Annotated in this window: 11 protein-coding genes, 1 tRNA gene and 5 pseudogenes; 12 read left to right on the forward strand and 5 right to left on the reverse strand. The window is 67.8% G+C overall.

The genetic code is table 11. From position 1 onward, the window contains the following. The first annotated feature begins 18 nt into the window (after window positions 1-18). Entirely contained in the window at window positions 19-234 is a 216-nt protein-coding gene (locus LRD69_RS12790) for an RDD family protein (protein WP_277326694.1), read from the forward strand. A 1,362-nt stretch (window positions 235-1,596) separates the two neighbouring features. On the opposite strand, the gene LRD69_RS12795 is transcribed toward LRD69_RS12790, so the two are convergent. Both LRD69_RS12795 and LRD69_RS12800 read right to left on the reverse strand, forming a co-directional pair. Continuing rightward, window positions 1,597-3,144, reverse strand: a complete 1,548-nt coding sequence (locus LRD69_RS12795) for a PQQ-binding-like beta-propeller repeat protein (RefSeq protein ID WP_277326695.1) — start codon at window positions 3,142-3,144, stop codon at window positions 1,597-1,599. Between the two features lie 774 nt (window positions 3,145-3,918). Further along, window positions 3,919-4,077: pseudogene (locus LRD69_RS12800) on the reverse strand (site-specific integrase); the annotation flags it as partial. 1 nt (window position 4,078) lies between these two features. Here LRD69_RS12800 and LRD69_RS12805 point away from each other — a divergent pair. Both LRD69_RS12805 and LRD69_RS12810 read left to right on the forward strand, forming a co-directional pair. After that, window positions 4,079-4,707, forward strand: a pseudogene (locus LRD69_RS12805) (tetratricopeptide repeat protein); the annotation flags it as partial. Window positions 4,708-4,994: 287 nt separating this feature from the next. Next, complete coding sequence (locus LRD69_RS12810) at window positions 4,995-6,611, forward strand: PQQ-binding-like beta-propeller repeat protein (protein WP_277326696.1); 1,617 nt, start codon at window positions 4,995-4,997, stop codon at window positions 6,609-6,611. A 265-nt stretch (window positions 6,612-6,876) separates the two neighbouring features. Here LRD69_RS12810 and LRD69_RS12815 read toward each other — a convergent pair. Then, a pseudogene (locus LRD69_RS12815) lies at window positions 6,877-6,987 on the reverse strand (transcriptional regulator); the annotation flags it as partial. A 239-nt stretch (window positions 6,988-7,226) separates the two neighbouring features. Between LRD69_RS12815 and LRD69_RS12820 the strand changes: the two are divergent. The 5 genes and pseudogenes from LRD69_RS12820 to LRD69_RS12840 all read left to right on the forward strand — a co-directional run. Beyond that, a pseudogene (locus LRD69_RS12820) lies at window positions 7,227-7,325 on the forward strand (Uma2 family endonuclease); the annotation flags it as partial. A gap of 872 nt (window positions 7,326-8,197) precedes the next feature. Further along, entirely contained in the window at window positions 8,198-8,326 is a 129-nt protein-coding gene (locus tag LRD69_RS12825; RefSeq protein WP_277326697.1) for a hypothetical protein, read from the forward strand. A gap of 156 nt (window positions 8,327-8,482) precedes the next feature. Next, the gene (locus tag LRD69_RS12830; RefSeq protein WP_277326698.1) at window positions 8,483-10,081 is read left to right on the forward strand and encodes an NAD(P)/FAD-dependent oxidoreductase; all 1,599 of its coding nucleotides are present in this window, start codon (window positions 8,483-8,485) and stop codon (window positions 10,079-10,081) included. 545 nt (window positions 10,082-10,626) lie between these two features. Continuing rightward, the gene (locus LRD69_RS12835) at window positions 10,627-11,454 is read left to right on the forward strand and encodes a hypothetical protein (RefSeq protein ID WP_277326699.1); all 828 of its coding nucleotides are present in this window, start codon (window positions 10,627-10,629) and stop codon (window positions 11,452-11,454) included. Window positions 11,455-11,533: 79 nt separating this feature from the next. Next, window positions 11,534-11,635 (forward strand) — tRNA-Glu (locus LRD69_RS12840). 177 nt (window positions 11,636-11,812) lie between these two features. Here LRD69_RS12840 and LRD69_RS12845 read toward each other — a convergent pair. Then, a complete protein-coding gene (locus LRD69_RS12845) occupies window positions 11,813-13,279 on the reverse strand; it encodes a SpoIIE family protein phosphatase (protein ID WP_277326700.1) in 1,467 nt (488 codons plus the stop codon). Window positions 13,280-13,438: 159 nt separating this feature from the next. Then, window positions 13,439-13,771 carry a SpoIIE family protein phosphatase gene (locus tag LRD69_RS12850; RefSeq protein ID WP_277326701.1) on the reverse strand — a complete coding sequence of 111 codons (333 nt, stop codon included), beginning with the start codon at window positions 13,769-13,771 and terminating at the stop codon, window positions 13,439-13,441. Between the two features lie 562 nt (window positions 13,772-14,333). Between LRD69_RS12850 and nthB the strand changes: the two genes are divergently transcribed. The 4 genes and pseudogenes from nthB to LRD69_RS12870 all read left to right on the forward strand — a co-directional run. Further along, window positions 14,334-15,005, forward strand: coding sequence for a nitrile hydratase subunit beta (gene nthB / locus LRD69_RS12855; protein WP_277326702.1), 672 nt, complete (start codon window positions 14,334-14,336; stop codon window positions 15,003-15,005). Beyond that, window positions 15,002-15,598, forward strand: coding sequence for a nitrile hydratase subunit alpha (gene nthA, locus LRD69_RS12860; protein ID WP_277326703.1), 597 nt, complete (start codon window positions 15,002-15,004; stop codon window positions 15,596-15,598). The genes nthB and nthA overlap by 4 nt, the downstream gene beginning before the upstream one ends. After that, on the forward strand, window positions 15,595-15,954 hold the full coding sequence (locus LRD69_RS12865; RefSeq protein WP_277326704.1) for a nitrile hydratase accessory protein: 360 nt from the start codon (window positions 15,595-15,597) through the stop codon (window positions 15,952-15,954). The genes nthA and LRD69_RS12865 overlap by 4 nt, the downstream gene beginning before the upstream one ends. 73 nt (window positions 15,955-16,027) lie before the next feature. Continuing rightward, window positions 16,028-16,159: pseudogene (locus tag LRD69_RS12870) on the forward strand (cold shock domain-containing protein); the annotation flags it as partial. Window positions 16,160-16,256 lie beyond the last annotated feature (97 nt).

Consider the following 16,256-nt stretch of genomic DNA (forward strand, 5'->3'; position numbering starts at 1 on the left):
CCGCGGTGGGGCGGCACGGTGGGCAAGCGGCTCCTCGGCATGGAGGTCGTGCGGGACGTCGACGGCGGACGGCTCTCCTACGGCGCCGCACTGCTACGCCACCTGAGCAACCTCGCGCTGCACGCGGTCCCGGTATTCATGATCGCCCACGTGACGGTGACTAACCTCAGCCCGAAGAAGCAGGGCCTGCACGACCGGCTGGTCGACAGCAGGGTGGTCATGCGGGACCGGTGATGGTGCAGTCATGACGGGCGATCACGCGCAGCAACCCGGCCCGACCGCTCATGCCCGCTCATATCAGCGCTCGAGGGCGGTCGCCGGCGAGTTCGTATCGAGAGGGCTGGTCCGTGCCACAGACGTGCCAGAAGGAGCGGGGACTCACGGGGAACTGCGGCTACTGGCGAGGGCCACAGCCAGCAGACGCCGAAGTCGATATCCCGCAGGTCAAACCCCAACCCGCCCCACCACGCTCCTAAAGCGGGTGTCGCAGGTTCGAATCCTGCCGGGGGCACAAGCGTGACCAGGGGAAACGCCCCGGGCCGGGATGGTCCGGGGCGTTTTGACGGCAACGATCCACAGGTGGCAAGCAGGCGACCGCTACGCGATACGGGTTGACTGACACCCGAATCCTTCGGCATCGCGACACCTTTCGGCCGATGGACTACGGCTACGGCGTCCTTGACGCGCCCGAGCTCGGGTAAGCCAGCTCGCGGAGCCGATCGCACATGATGGGCACCGCCTCCCGGGGCAGGCACCGAACGCGCACAAGGCGGGGACCCAATCCTCAAGGCCCGCACGCCGGTCGATCAGCGTGTTGTCGAGGTCGAAAAGTGCCGGCACACAGCGAAACCACGGGGCAGGCCGTCCGTCACGCACTACAGCCCCGAGACCGCCGGCATTCGACGCGGGACCCGGACAGCCGGGTCATGGATCGACAGACTTTCCCTACGTTCAACAAGGCGGCTCGCTCCGCTCGCCGCGCGCGGCCCTGGCTCGCCGCCGGGCCCGACGCTCTCTGTCTCCGCCACCGCTCCGGGCCCGGCTACGCCGGCCGCGCGGCTGAGCGAGCAACGCCGGATGCGCGAGACGGTAGCCCACTGTGGCTGGGGCGGTCGGCTCCGCGGCCTTACGCAGCCACCATGGGGCGAGCCTCGAAGATTGGGGCCCACATCGAGCTATTGCGGGCAGGTCCAGAGACTGTCCGATTCGCGACCAACGTTCGGGCCCCGAACTCTCGCCCCCATGGCCCGCCCAAAGCCGCTGCACCGACCTCGTCGTGAACGGGTTCATGCGCCGGGCAGGTCTCGACCCGGGCACCATCGCCCTTGACGACCCGCTACTGATCGTGGGACTCGGCGGCGGCCCGGACGTGTGGCCCGCGCCGCCACCGCGACCCTGGTCAGACGATTGGATAAGGCACGTTCGCCTATCTCACGCTCCATCACCAGCCGTCGCCTGCCCGGTTGATTCATGGGGTCGGGAGGGGCGGGTACGAGCTGTCGGGCAGCGAGGACTTACGGTCTCACGTGATCACACGGCGCCGAGTGATCCCCGCTGCCCAGCCGAAGGCGTCCGCGAACAGCGGATGCCGGTGCCCTACCGTCCGGAGACGGTGAAGGCGTAGAACTTGTTGTTCGGGGTGAATCCGGGGACGGGAATAGCGCTGTACCCGGAACCCCAGTACACGGTCTTGTCAACGACAGTGGCGCCAGCGATCACCGTTCCACCCGAGGCGAAGCTCCACAGGGGGGTGCCGGTGGCGGCGTCGAGCGCAAACATGTTCTTGCTGGAGCCGCCGGCCGTCGACGGTGCGTACACGACACCGTTGGCGACGGTCAACGGACCCAGAGCCATTGCGCCACTGGGGTCGGCGGTCTGCCAGAGAATACGCCCGGTGGCTGGGTCCAGTGCGCTCCACGAGCCGACGTTCGTCTGCTGGCCGGACGGCTGGAGCGTGTAGGGCTCTCTGTTCAGGTTGCCGATTCCGACATAGATGCGCTTGCCGTCGGTGGCGGCTCCCCACTGCATGCCGCCGAGCTCCGAACCCGGACCGACCTTGGTGGCCCAGACCAATTTTCCACCGTTGGCCGGGTCGAATACGGAGTAGATACCACTCTTCTGACCGGCACCGATGAGAGTCTTCGGCCCCTTGTGCGTCTGGATGGTGAACCTGTTGACCCCGTGGCCGAAGTCGAAGTCGGGACCGGGGCTCGCCGGGCAGTTCACACCGCCGATAAAGCACGCTGTATTCCAGTCGTCCGTACTTCCCAACCGCTGCGACCAGGACACCGATCCGTCCTTCACCCTCAAGGCAAGGACAGAGTTGAAATGGTTGTGCGGAGACTGGCAGGACTCTTGCGTGCCGCCGGCCGCGATGCACGCAAGGTAAGCCGGATCCGTTGGCTCCGAGTAGTTGTTTCCCGTGGTGGCATACACAACCCCTCGCTCCGGGTCCGGGACGATCGTGCTGCCCCAGACGGCCGCTCCGCTGTATCCGGTGGGCGTTGTGTGGGTTTTCCAAAGCTTCTTTCCGGTGGTCGCGTTGAGCGCGAGCACACTCCCCCGGAACGTGCAGCACTTATAGTTCGGATCCGCAGCCGCAAGCTCCTCGATCGACGAGACGCCGACGTAGAGCACACCCTTGTAGACCACCGGCGACTGAGTGTCGACCGCTTGCGGGTGAGAATCCAGCTTGGTCTTCCACTTCAGTTTGCCGGTGGTGGCGTTGATGGCCAGCATGTACGCTCCGGCCTGCGTACCGGTGTAGAGCGTATTGCTTGCTGTGTCGATGTAGGGGGTAGTGCGCGAGACCACTTTCGACGGCGGGCTGGAGAATGCGTCCGGAAGGTAGTCCTTCAGGACATTCTTCGACCATAGGGCCGTGCCGTTCTTGGCCTTCACCGCATAGAGGTGTCCCGACCAGTCGGGGAAGTAGACGACGTCTTTGACCACGGCGGCTCGTGCGGAAACGTCGCCGCCGGTCGTGAACGTCCACTTCGGCGCGAGACGCGAGACGTTGCGGGTCCCGATAGCGCTGGTCTTCCCGTTTGCGGTGTTGTTCAGATTCTGACCGAACATCGGCCACTGGTCGGGCGTCGGCTTTTCCGCGCCATGGGAGGTACCGGCGATGAGCATCGCCACCATGCCAGCTGCCGTGGCCCCGATGATGCGACTGACTGCGTGGCGCCGGGGCCGGTGCCTGTGTCGACGTCGACCGAAAATCAGATGGATTTTGGACATATTCCGTCCTTGCTGAAAGGCCAGACTCGCTCCGTGCATCCATCCCTTTGCGAGATCCAGATATGCTCATGGGATCGCAGCTAAAAGGAAAAGATCCGGGAGGGAGATGTGAATCGGTTTCGCACATGATTCGCTCAACCGCGTGATCAAGCTTTTCGCCTGCAAGGCGTGATGATCGCTTTGGTGGCGTTATGGTGTCCACAGACACGGCCGCGTCCCTTTGGGTAAAGATTTGACTTGGGGGCAGATCTTGCGACCCGGCGCCCTATCGGAACGCTACGACCGGCCAACCTGAGCGCGCTCCGCTACGGGCACACAAGTCGGCGCTTCAGTGGTGATGTCGGTGTAGGGCGGGAGTGCCGTGAAAGATTTCCCACATGCCGTCCGCCGGGGCCGTGAGTGACTCCCGAACTCATCAACTTTGATCAAGCCACGGGGCTACGCAGCTGCCGTGACGGCAATCTCTGACGGCAACGTCGACACACTGAAGCGGACTTGACCGCCTCCCGGAGCACGTACTGCGCCTTGCCGTCAGCTCGGCAAGCAGGCGAGCCGTCCAGTTGGTCGAACTCCTAAAGCGGGTGTCGCAGGTTCGAATTCTGCCGGGGGCCCACAGGTCAAAGGCCCACCACTTCCGGATTTTCGGAGGTGGTGGGCCTTTGACATCAACGCGGATGGTCACGCGCGACCAGGGCGCCTCTTCCTGAGTAGCCGGTCCATGTGGCTCATGGCTTCGCGCTGCGTGTCCTGGACGACGTGGGCGTAGACGCCCATGGTGATGCTGATCTGGCTGTGTCCGAGGATCTCCATCACGACGCGGGGCGCGACTCCGGCCGCCAGGGGCGAGGTGGCAGCCGTGCGCCGCATGGTGAAGGCCCTCGGCGACTCGGCGTCCGAACTCGGTGGCGGCCACGCTCGCCATCTGGCAGTCCGCTACCTGACCCAGGACGTCGGTCCCTGGCTGGAAGGACGCTTCACCGAAGCCACCGGGCGCGAGCTGTTCGCCGCGACCTCCCAGCTGGTCCACCTCGCCGGCTGGATGGCCCAGGACGAAGGCGACACCCCCGAACTCCGCGGGCTCGCGCAGGGTACTACGCCCACTCCTTCCGCCTGGCCGCCGAGGCCGGCGACGCGGAGCTGTCCGCGGCCGCCTTGCGGGGGCTCGCTGTCCAGTGCGTCGACCTGGGGTACCGAGCCGAGGCCGTTCAGCTCGGCGAAGCCTGCGTGGAGTACGGCCGCCACCTGGACAACCCGCGAGCCGTCGCCTACTACGAAGCCACCCTCGCAAACGCCGCGTCCCAGGACGACGACCGCCACATGGCGACCAAGCACCTCGCCATGTCCGAGACCGCCATCGGCAGACCCGCTACCGCAGGCAGCGATTCCTGGGCCGCCCACTACTCCCCCGGCCGCTGGGCCCACGAATCCGGGATGATCCTCTCCCGCCTCGGCGACCTCGACGCCGCCGAAGGGGCTCGACCCGGCGACGGTAGAAGCCGACACGACCAGCCACACCCAAATCACCACAAATCGCCCCAATGGGACACCCTCAGAAGGTCTACACCCAAACCCCATCGCTCCTGGGCTAATCCATGTGCACTCGCAGTCAAACCGATCGCTGTGCAAAATCTAGGCTCGCTGTCAGTACAACTGCAGCAGAACATTTACATCTGCTGCGGAGCGCTGCCCACCCGAGTGCTGATAGCGGCCGTGTTCGCACGAGCAGGAGTGGGCCTGTTGAAGGAGCGATCCGTATGTCGACCAAGACCAGTCAACCCGGCCGGCGGTCAAAGCTGTGGGCCGTAGGGGTCTCGGGCGCGCTCGCGCTGGGAGCCCTTGCCTCCTGGCCTGCGGGAGCGGCCGTGCTCGGGGGCCACACGGCCCCGGGCGGCCATGCCAAGGCACGTGTCTCCGTGCAGCCGGACTGGGCCAGCGCCGGGCAGAACAACCACAACACCCGGTATGCCGCGACCGAACACACCATCAACTCGGCGAACGTAGGAAAGCTGAAGCCCAAGTGGACCTTCACCGCCGCCGGTAACATCTCGGCCACGGCGACCGTGGTCAAGGGAGTGGCCTACGTACCGGACTGGGGCGGGAAGCTCTGGGCGATCAACACCACTACGGGCAAGGCCATCTGGTCCCGCGATATCAGCTCCTACAACGGCATCCCTGGTGATGTGTCGCGCACGAGCCCGGCGTACTCGAACGGCGAGCTCGTGATCGGCACCGGAGCACAGGGCGTCTCAGCGATGAAGAGCGCCTACATAGTGGGCATCGACGCCCGCACCGGCAAGATGCGGTGGCGTACCAAGGTCGACAAGGACCCGGCCACCATCATCACCAGCTCGCCGACCGTGGACAACGGAGTGGTCTACTTCGGCACGTCCTCCAAGGGCGAGACCCTGAGCGGGCCGCAGACCTTCCGCGGATCGATCATCGCGGCCAGCGCCACCACTGGCAAGATTCTGTGGAAGACCTACACCATTCCCAAGGGCTACACGGGCGGCGCCATGTGGGGCAGCCAGCCGGTCGTCGATCACAAGACCGGCAATCTCTTCGTGGCCACCGGCAACAACTACACGACGCCTGACGGTGTTTGCACCGACCCCGGTCAGGCCGACTGCATCCCGCCGGTCGCGGAAAACCACATCGACAGCATCCTGGCGCTCAACCTCAAGAGCGGCAAGATCAAGTGGGCCCGCCCGACGCTGAGCGCGGACACCTGGACCGTACCCGTCCAGAACGGCGCACCCGACTACGATTTCGGCAGCGCGCCCAACCTCTACACCACCACCGTGAACGGCAAGCGCACCGACCTGCTCGGCATCGGCCAGAAGAGCGGCATCTACTGGGCGCTCAACCCGGCCACCGGCAAGGTGGTCTGGAAGACCGAGGCCGGACCGGGCGGATCGCTCGGCGGCATCGAGTGGGGCTCGGCCACCGACGGCAAGCGCATCTACGCCGCGATCGCGAACGCGTCGCACAAGACGTACACGGTGACGTCGTACGACGGAAAGAAGACCACGACGACCGGTGGCCTGTGGGCGGCCCTCGACGCGGCCACCGGTAAGATCGTGTGGCAGACCGCCGACCCGCAGGGCGGCTACGTCGATGACGCCTTCGTCTCCGCTGCCAACGGCGTGGTGTACGCCGGCTCCGGCGCGCCCACCGGCAACAACATGTATGCCCTCGACGCCGAAACCGGCCAGATCAAGTGGGCCTTCCCCAGCGGCGGCTCTGTGTGGGCCGGCGCGTCGGTCGTCGACGGAAACGTCTACTGGGGCAGCGGCTACCGTACCGCCGGCCTCGGTCTCGGCTACAAGGGCGACAACGACAAGCTCTATGCCTTCTCGCTCAACGGAAAGTAAGTAACAACTGTGACCGTGCCACTGGACGACGGTGGCGCGGTGGAGCGTGGGCCAGGGCGCGCCCAAGGGGCTCGAACGCTTCGACCGTGAAGTGAACCGTGGGACACCTCGCCGAGACAGGCGGCGTGTCCCACGGTTCGCTCCAAAGACGGATCCGCCAGCGACCGGACCCGCCGGCTCCCGGCCGCGATCCAGTCGAACCCTCGCATCCCTTCGCGGGAAGGCATGCCTGGGAGCTGGAGATGTACGCCCCCTGACCAGCCGGCACAAAGACGGCATCCATCTCACCAAGTCGGTGCGCGATCCGCGGCGGAAGGACCTGCCGCAGTTTCAGCAGCGCCGACAGCGCAGCTTGGTCGCCGCCGAGAACACCGCTGGATTCCGGCGGAACCTACGGCTCGCCCCGAGTCCATGCCGTCCTCAAGTGTGGCGACGAGCCGGCGGAACATGCCGACGTGCCAAGGATCGCTAGGGCGGCCACAGCCACCGCAGCATGACGTACGCGCACCAGAGCCCCCTCAGATACATGGCCGGGCCAGCGTGCCGGACGGATGCCAGACAGTACGCTGAATCCAGCGGGACAGGGCCCGCAGCACAGTGTCCAGGAGGTGCTTCATGACGGCCGAGATGGTGGCCCCGGCGTGGATGCATGAGCAGATCACGGCGGAGGAATACGAGTCCTGGTCCGAGGAGCAGTGCGCCGGTATCGAGATCGGGCCCTAGTGATGCCAGCCCAGATGTCCAGGGCCTCGCGCGCCTGCGCGAATGTACTAACGCCCAGGCTCAGCCTCACGGGTAGGCCGGCACCGCCCTCCCCGTACGACTCAGCCCTCACGCCCGGTAGAGCCTCTGTCAGACGCCGCAGATCATCATCAGCGCGCGCCCAAGCATCCAAGTAGCAGTCGCTCGGCTCGTACCAGGAAGCGACGGACAACAACCTGTCGGCGAGGCTCAATGCCTCAGCCAGGTCCCCGGTCCGCAACACGGGCCAGGCACATGTGTTCCCCATATCCGCATCCTGCCAGAGTGATCGTTCTCCCAGATGTACGCAGCCATGTAGAGACAGTCAACGGAGACAGGACAGCCCTCTACAGCCCTCTGCAGCCCTGGCGCGGTAAGAGTTTCCCTACTTCATCAAGCCCCGGCTCCGCTCCGCGCGACGCTCCTGCCTTCGACCCGCTCCGCGCGGGCTGCGCCAACGCGCGCCCACGCGTGGGTAGGCCGGCCGACATGAGTCGATCTCCCGTAGAGCGCGGCCATGGTCAGAACAGAGCCTCCGGCGGGGGATCGGCCGGCACCGGGATGGAGGGGGCACCGTCGTCGACTGCGGGTCCGTCGTGGCGGATGTTGGGGGCTCCCATCCCGCCCCCAACGACCCGGGCAGAGCCGAGCAGGCGCGGTTCATGGTGTGTGGGTCGACGGCGTACGGGATGGCAGCGGGGGAAGGTAGTGGGTTGAGCAGCGTGGCCAGCTTGTCCTCGAAAGGCCGCTGGTAGGCGCGAGATCTGCGGTGACCACGCGCAGCAGGTAGTCGGGGTGCCTAACAGTCGCTCCGCCTGGATCACCTCGGGGATGGCTGCGAGCTCTTGGTCGAAGGCCGCGAGCTGTTCGCGGTCACCGTGGCCCAGGTGGACGAAGACCAGGACCTCGAAGCCCAGGCCGACGGCGGCGGCGTTGAGGGCGGCGTGGTAGCCGCTGATCACGCCGGTGCCTGACCGGCGCGGTACTCAGAGCCTGGGCGGCGCCTGCAAGCGTTGGACAACCCGGCTCCTGAGGGGAAGGCTGGATTGGCGAGGGCCGCGCCCTCGTCCTCGCTGGTGGTGGCTCGCTCGGCGGAGCCTTGGCACCCCCCTCACGTCAGAGGAGCGCTGATGACACCTACCTTCGACGCGGTCGTGATCGGGTCCGGCGTGAACGGCTTGGTCGCCGCTGCCCAGCTGGCCAAGGGCGGCTGGTCGGTGGCCCTCATCGAAGGAAGCGACCGGCTGGGCGGCTTCATTGCCACCGAGGAGCGGACTCTGCCTGGCTACCTGCACGACACGTACTCCTCGTGGCACCCGCTGTTCGTGTCCGGCGGGGCCTACGCCGCCCTCGGTGAGGACCTGCACCGTCACGGTTTGGAGTATCGCAACACCGACGGACTGATCACGGGCACCGTCACCGACGAAGGGCGCGTGGTCCTTGCCCACCGCGACCCCGCGGCCACCGCCGAGATGTTCGGCCACTCCGAGGACCGGACCGCCTACCTCACCCTGCTGCAGAGGTTCCTCGACAACGCCGACGCACTGGGCGGCATCCTGGGCGGTGAACCACGCTCGCCCCGTGTGCTCCGGCATGTGGTGAAACTGCTGCGCCGCGAGCGCTTCAGTGGCACCGAGGAGTGGTTGCGGGCCGCCGTGACCAGCGGCCGCTCCTACTGCCGCGGCACCTTCCGCGGCGACGAGCCTGATGTGCTGTGGATACCCTGGCTGCTGCACGCCGGACTGTCTCCGGACCACGCCTTGGGCGGCCTGACGCTGCCTGTCATGGCCGCGACCCTGCACGGTTTCGGCATGCCCGTGGTGGCGGGCGGCGCCCGGAACTTCGTCCGCGCCTTCGAGGCACTGCTCGGCGAGCTCGGGGTGCACATCTCCACGGGGCAGTCGGCGGAGCGGCTGCTCCTCACAGGCGGCCGGGTCATGGGCGTCGCCACCGACGGCGAAACCATCCTGGCCCGCCACGCCGTCCTGGTCTCGGTAACCCCGACCGCGCTGTACGGCGAGCTACTGCCACAGGACGCGCCCGTCCCGCCCTCCATCCGCGACGAGGCCCTGCGCTATCGGTACGGACGCGCTGCGATGCAGCTCCACGTCGCCCTCTCCGCCCCGCTCGGCTGGCGCGATGCGCGCCTGGCCGGCGTACCGCTGGTCCATCTCAGCGACGGGTCCGCGAGCACCGCGATCGCGTGCGCGGAGGCCGAGGCGGGACTGCTGCCGCGCAGGCCCACACTGGTCGTCGGCCAGCAGTATGTGCTGGACCCTTCACGCGTGCCGGACGGCGCGGCTACCTTGTGGATCCAGCTCCAAGAACTGCCCTACAAGCCGACCGGCGACGCGGCGGGCGAACTGGACGCCCACGGCCGCTGGACGAAGGAGCTGACCGAGGGATACGTCCAACGGGTCCTCGCCAGGATCGCGCTTCACGCGCCCGACCTGCCGGAGAAACTACTCGCCTGGGACGCCGTCACACCGTCGGACCTGATGGCGCACAATCCGAACGCGGTCAACGGCGACCCCTACGGCGGCTCGGCCGAACTCGACCAGGCCCTGCTGTGGCGCCCCCTACCGGGCGCGGCCCGGCACGCCACACCTGTACCCGGCTTGTGGCACATCGGCGCCTCGACCCACCCCGGCCCGGGCCTCGGCGCAGGGTCGGGGCACCTCGTGGCCCAGCACCTCATCCGCAGCAGGCGCCGGAGCAGCCGCCGCTGACACGCGGTGAGGTGGGCATCTGTCCGGTCACCCACGTCGACGGCACTACGGCCCGCTTCCGCTACTGACCACGTGGACGCCCGAGCCAACACGGCCCGGCCCGTCTCAGCTCCCGTCTCATTCAGCCCCGTCCACGGGCGTTCAGGCCAGTCCCCGAACCGTTGCGGCTCGAACTCCTGAAGCGGGTGTCGCAGGTTCGAATCCTGCCGGAGCACCAGGCAAAAGGCCCCGAACCGATCATGGTCCGGGGCCTTTTGACGCCACCATTTGACGGCAGTCGCGTCTCAACGCGAGCAGGCCGACTCATCGCGCGGGCTTCATGACGTGCCCCAATGCGACAAGGCCGCCGAGCGGTGCCATGACCCATCCTCACAGTCGTTCGTACAGTGGCGCGCTCCACCTTGACGCCCTGAACCACGCCCGCTCCACGGTGTGTGGGTCGACGGCGTACGGGATGGGAGCTGGGGTGAATGGTTGGTTGATGGAGCAAACAAGGGGTGCTATGCCTGCTCCAGCTCATGAAAACCCGGTGGAGGGGGTCAGCGATGGCAGAGCGGGCGTGGGCCACGGCGGGCAGGAAGGCCAGTCCCGACCGGAGGTCGCCGGGCCGGCCGCGGCTCACGGGCGTGGTGCTGATCGCGTTGTCTCTGCTGTGGGCGGTGCTGAGCTACCTGGCGTTCACGGTGTGGGTGCCGGGCCAACAGACGCGCTACGAGCACTACCGGGCAGCCGAGCCGTGCCCCGCGCAGGCGACCCCGCAGGAGGTTGCTGCGAAGGACTGCCTCACTACCTGGCACTTCACCGTCGCGAAGACCGAGTCCACGTTCGCAGGAAAGGTCAGGAACTACGAGGCGACTCTCAAGGACAAGCGCGACGACTCCTGGCAGAGGGTCGTGCGGTTCAGCGACTCCGGGCCGCTCTTCGACGAGCTGCATCGGGGTGACGAGGTCATCGCGACCGGCTGGCGCCGCGACATCGTCGTCCTCAGCAAGGACCGCGTCCGCCAGAACACCTCCGACGCACCCCGCGACGAGCACCAGGGGAATGCCGCCATGGGCGTCCTCGTCGCCCTCCTCGCGGCCCAGTCGCTGGTATTCGGCGCGGTCCGCCTGGCCAGGCCGACCGCCTACGCGCCCTTCGTCTGGGAGCCGTACGGCAGGTGGCTGGCCTTCACCAACATCTGCGTCGGCGTGGGTGTGGGGGCCGCGTCGGGGTGGCTCGACATCCCGTGGTGGACCGTGCTCGTGACCGTGCCGGTCGTGGTGTGCGCAGTGATGGTGCGACTCCTGCGCCAGCAGCGGCGCGCGGCGGCGTCCTCGGCGAGGGCGCGGCGGCCGAGGTGGCAACAGGACTCGCGAGTGAGCTCGCGATAGTTCAGAAGTTCCCCCGTGCCACAACCGCGCCCGATCGGGCGGGGACTCACGGGGAACCGCGGCTGCTGGGGCCGCCGAAGCCAGTAGCCGCCGAAGTCGGCATCCCCCAGGTCAGACCCCAACTCGCCCCACCACGCTCCTCACGCGGGTGTCGCAGGTTCGAATCCTGCCGGGGGCACCAGGCAAAAGGCCCCGAACCGATCATGGTCCGGGGCCTTCGAGAGGGTCCAGGCTCCTGACATCAGCGACTGACACCAACAAGCGCGGATGACACTGGTCAACGGCGAACCTCAGCGGCCGGCCAGCCGAGGGACAGCGAGCAGGCGCCCTGTGGAGGATTTCGGACAGTCCGGCCCGGTCACCCAACCGATGCCAGGACGGGGGCGACGGGAACTGATGGAACTGACTGCTCGGCCCAGACGATCTTCCCGGTGGGGGTGAAGCGGGTTCCCCACCGCTCGGCGAACTGAGAGACAAGGAAGATTCCGCGACCGCCTTCGTCCATGTCCGTTGCGTAGCGCAGGTGCGGGGAGGTGCTACTGCCGTCGCTGACCTCCACCACCAGGGTGGTATCGCGCAGAAGGCGCAGGTGGACAGGGGGTGCACCGTAGCGGATGGCGTTGGTGACCAGCTCGCTGAGGATCAGTTCGGTGGCGAATGCCGTCTCCTCCAGATTCCACTCGGCCAGCTTCGCGAGCACCTCGGAGCGCAGGGCGGGCACCGAGGCGGGAATGGCCGGGATGTCCCATTCGGCGATACGGTCACGGGGAAACGCGCGGGTGCGGGCGACCAGGAGAGCGGCGTCATCGACTGAACGGGCGGGTAGCACCTTCTCCAGGATCATCTCGCACGTCTTTTCCGGGTCGAGCCCCACGCCGGAGAGCGTGTCGCACAGCAGCTTCAGGCCGCTCCCGATGTCGCGGTACCGGTTGTGGATGAGCCCGTCGGTGTAGAGCACGAGTTGCGTGTCCTCCGGCAGCCTCCGCTCGACGGCCTGAAAGCGCAGGCCGCCCAGCCCGAGCGGGGGTCCTGCGGGCAGGTCGACAGTCTCCACACGACCGTCCGGATGGACGATGACGGGCGGAAGGTGACCGGCTCTTGCCATCGTGCAGCTACGGGAGATCGGGTCGTAGATCGCATACAGGCAGGTAGCCACGACGTTCACATCCTGACTGGCGCCCGCCTCCGCATCCATCTGATTGACCACGTCGTCAAGGCGGGCCAGCAGCTCGTCGGGCGGCAGGTCAAGGGTGGAGAAATTGAGGACCGCGGTGCGCAGTCGACCCATGATGACAGCGGAGCGCAGGCCATGGCCGACCACGTCGCCGACCACCAGGGCGGTGCGGAAGCCCGGCAGAGGGATCACGTCGAACCAGTCCCCGCCGACCTCGGCCTCGGCGGGCACGTACCGGCACGCCACCCGGGCGGCGCTGGTGTCCGGCAGTACACGGGGCAGCAAGCTGCGTTGCAGCGTGGTGGCGATGGCGTGCTCACGGGAATAGCGGCGGGCCAGCTGAGAGACAGCCAGGCCGACGACCAGCAGCAGCCCGGCGGTGACGATCTCGTCCGCGTTGTTGAAGCGGATGAAGCTTCCGTACGGAGTGGTGAAGAAGAAGACGAACCACGCGGCGGCGGACAAGGCCGTGAGGGCCGCGGCCCAGCGGTAGCCGAGGGCAGCCACCGCAGCCACGACCAACATCAGGATCAGGGCCACGTTCGTGTGGGACAGGGTGTCCCGGACCGGCAGCAGCACCGCGCTTACGGCAAGCGGGACTGCCACTGCAGCAAGGAGCGCGGTCAGCCCCTTGACCGGATGACGCGGCATGCACACCTCCCTTCCCACCGGTGTAGCAGGGCTCACGTGGGGCGGCCAGTCGATGCGGGTCCGGCCGAGCGGGTGGTGAGCCGGGGATGGATACGGTCCCAGACCATTGGGCTCGCGGTGCCGTAGCGGACAGTGATCTGCACGGTCTCCGCATCCGGTTCACCCTGGGTGTGTTGACGGGGGCGGGGCGTTCGCCGGGAGTCTCATGACGGCGAGCAGCGCCATGTCGTCGTCGGTGTGTCCGCCAGTGTGCTGACGGACATCCGCCACCAAGGCGTCCAGCAGGGCTCCCGGTCCGGAAAAGCGGCGGCCGTGGAGGCGGTCCACCGGGTCGTAGAACGTGCCGTGGCTGTCACGGGCTTCGGTCACCCCGTCGGTGTACAGCAGGACGATCGCTCCCGGGGGGAAGCGCCATAGGTCCGCATCGTGGCCCGAGGCATCGTCCAGGTCCCCCAGCCCCAGGGGGAGCTTGTAGTCCTGCGGCTCGAGCACCTGCAGGTGCGAGCCCTCGGCTGCCGGCAGCAGAGGCGGACCTGGTCGAACCTTTCTGACGGCGACGTCAGCACACCGACCCGATCCTGCGCGCCTCCCGGAACACTCGCCGCGCCCTGCCAGGGCCTGTCCGGCGGATCAGGTCGGAGGGAAGGGCGGCATCTGCAAAGCGCAGGTGAGCGGGGTCTGGCGCGCTCAGCTGCAAGGCGGAGGAGGGCGTCGACGCGGAGCGTCGGCAACCGACGACAACGCCGCAGATGGGCGCGCCAGACCCGGCGTCTCCGACATGATCCGCCGGACAGGCCCTAAGGGCCTGACGCCCTGAAGCGGGTGTCGCAGGTTCGAATCCTGCCGGGGCACCAGTACAAAAGACCCCGGACCGATCATGGTCCGGGGCCCTTGGCATCCACGTTTGATCCCCAGCCGTCGCCTGGCCCGAACACGGCGGACTCAGGGGCGCGGCCTCGGCGCATGTGCGGCGCAGTCATCGGGGCGCGGACGACACCTGACGCATACGATTCAGGCGTCCAGTCCGTTATGCGGGTATTTGAGGAGTCGCGCCATGGAGGGAATCGCCGACATGGGAGGCACCCCGGGGTGGGGTCCCGTTCGTCCGCCGCGGCGTGATGAACCCGTCTTCGAGGAGCCCTGGCAGCGCCAGGCGTTTGCGCTGGCGATTCTCTCCGGCCGCATCGCGTGCGGCGGCGTCAACACGGACGCCTTCCGGTACGCGCTGGAGCGACTGGACCGGGCCGCCTACCTGGACGACGGCTACTTCGGCCGCTGGCTCAATGCCGGGGAACTGATGCTCACCGAGAGCGCCATCCTTGCGCCGGGCGCGATCGACGCCCGCGCCCGCAACCTGCGCGGCGAACGCGTGGAGGAGCCGCCGGTCCCCGAGCCCGCCCGGCCCGACTACGCGCCGACCGCCGAGGGCTCGCTGCGCTCCGTGGACACCGCGCCGGCCTTCGCTGTCGGCGAGCGCGTACGGGCCAGGGCCATGTCGGTGCCCGGGCACACCCGACTGCCGGGGTATGTGCGGGGACATACCGGCATGGTCGAGGCCATCCGGCCCGCTTTCGTGCTGCCGGACACCAACGCCCACTTCCAGGGCGAGAACCCGCAGCACGTCTACTCGGTGCGATTCGACTCACAGGAGCTGTGGGGCGCCGACGCCGAACCCTTCGCACTCACGGTCGAGATGTACGAGAGCTACCTGGAGACCACCTCATGACCACCACCGGATCAGGCGAACGCCTTTCCCCGGCCCTGCGCACCGAGGCACTCGAGCAACTGCTCACCGAACGGAACCTGCTCGACACGGAGCTGATGAACGGGATCATCACCACCTACGAGACCAACGTGGGCCCCCTCAACGGCGCCAAGGTCGTCGCCAAGGCGTGGACCGACCCGGAGTACCGGCGACGGCTTCTCAACGACGGCACCGCGGCCATCAAAGAGCTCGGCTTTTCGGGGCCGCAGGGCGAGCACACCGTCGTCGTGGAGAACACCGCGACCACCCATCACGTGGTGGTGTGCACGCTGTGCTCCTGCTACCCGTGGCCGGTGCTCGGCCTGCCGCCGAGCTGGTACAAAGACCCCGCCTACCGCGCGCGCGTGGTGAAGGAGCCCCGCACGGTGCTGTCCGAGATGGGACTCGAACTCGACGACGACGTGCAGATCACCGTCCACGACAGCACGAGTGAGGTGCGCTGGCTGGTCCTGCCCGAGCGCCCGGCCGGAACCGAGCATCTGTCCGAGGAACAGCTCGTGCCACTGGTGACCCGGGACGCGATGGTCGGCGTGGCCAAGGTGGCGGCACCATGACCGCGCCGCTGGACATCGAAGGCCCGGCCGCTCCACCGCGCTCCAACGGCGAGTTGGTGTTTGCCGAGCCATGGGAGAGCCGCGCCTTCGGCATGGCCGTCAGCCTGCACCAGGCAGGCGCGTTCACCTGGCAGCAATTCCGGGCCGCACTGATCGCCCGGATCGCGGCCTGGGAGACCGCTCCCGCCCAGGACGAGCCTTACAACTACTACCAGCTCTGGCTGGCCGCTCTGGAGGACGTGCTCGTCGGCCTGTGCACCGTGTCCGCGGACGAAGTCACCGCGCGCGCCCATGCCTTGGCGCAACGCCCCGCGGGCCACGACCACCGGGACGACCACGATCACCACGCGCACTGACCCCGAGGCGCCGCCGGCGCCTCGGGAGCACCACCGCCGGCCCGACGCCCCTCCACCCGGCCTCGGCCAGCGCTCCGACATCCGGATGACCGGGTTCCGCACGCTGTCGCCCGGACAGCAAGTGGACCTGACCTGGGAAGCCTCGGACTGCAGACGGGGTGGCTACGACTACCGCGGCGTGAGCATCGTGCCTCGGTCGGCCTGACATCCAAACCTGACATCAGCGACGGCGCACGGCCACGGTCCCCGGCGTTTCACTGCGCCACTGCACCCTCTACCGCGACACGTAATGGCGTCCTCTT

The organism is Streptomyces sp. JH14, assembly GCF_029428675.1.
Taxonomy (GTDB): Bacteria; Actinomycetota; Actinomycetes; order Streptomycetales; family Streptomycetaceae; genus Streptomyces.

Excerpts from the sequence above, each read along its gene's own strand:
- LRD69_RS12795 (WP_277326695.1), bottom strand. The coding sequence starts at position 3,144 with ATGGTGGCGATGCTCATCGCCGGTACCTCCCATGGCGCGGAAAAGCCG.
- nthA (WP_277326703.1), top strand. The coding sequence starts at position 15,002 with ATGACCACCACCGGATCAGGCGAACGCCTTTCCCCGGCCCTGCGCACC.
- LRD69_RS12865 (WP_277326704.1), top strand. The coding sequence starts at position 15,595 with ATGACCGCGCCGCTGGACATCGAAGGCCCGGCCGCTCCACCGCGCTCC.
- nthB (WP_277326702.1), top strand. The coding sequence starts at position 14,334 with ATGGAGGGAATCGCCGACATGGGAGGCACCCCGGGGTGGGGTCCCGTT.
- LRD69_RS12830 (WP_277326698.1), top strand. The coding sequence starts at position 8,483 with ATGACACCTACCTTCGACGCGGTCGTGATCGGGTCCGGCGTGAACGGC.
- LRD69_RS12810 (WP_277326696.1), top strand. The coding sequence starts at position 4,995 with ATGTCGACCAAGACCAGTCAACCCGGCCGGCGGTCAAAGCTGTGGGCC.
- LRD69_RS12845 (WP_277326700.1), bottom strand. The coding sequence starts at position 13,279 with ATGCCGCGTCATCCGGTCAAGGGGCTGACCGCGCTCCTTGCTGCAGTG.
- LRD69_RS12835 (WP_277326699.1), top strand. The coding sequence starts at position 10,627 with ATGGCAGAGCGGGCGTGGGCCACGGCGGGCAGGAAGGCCAGTCCCGAC.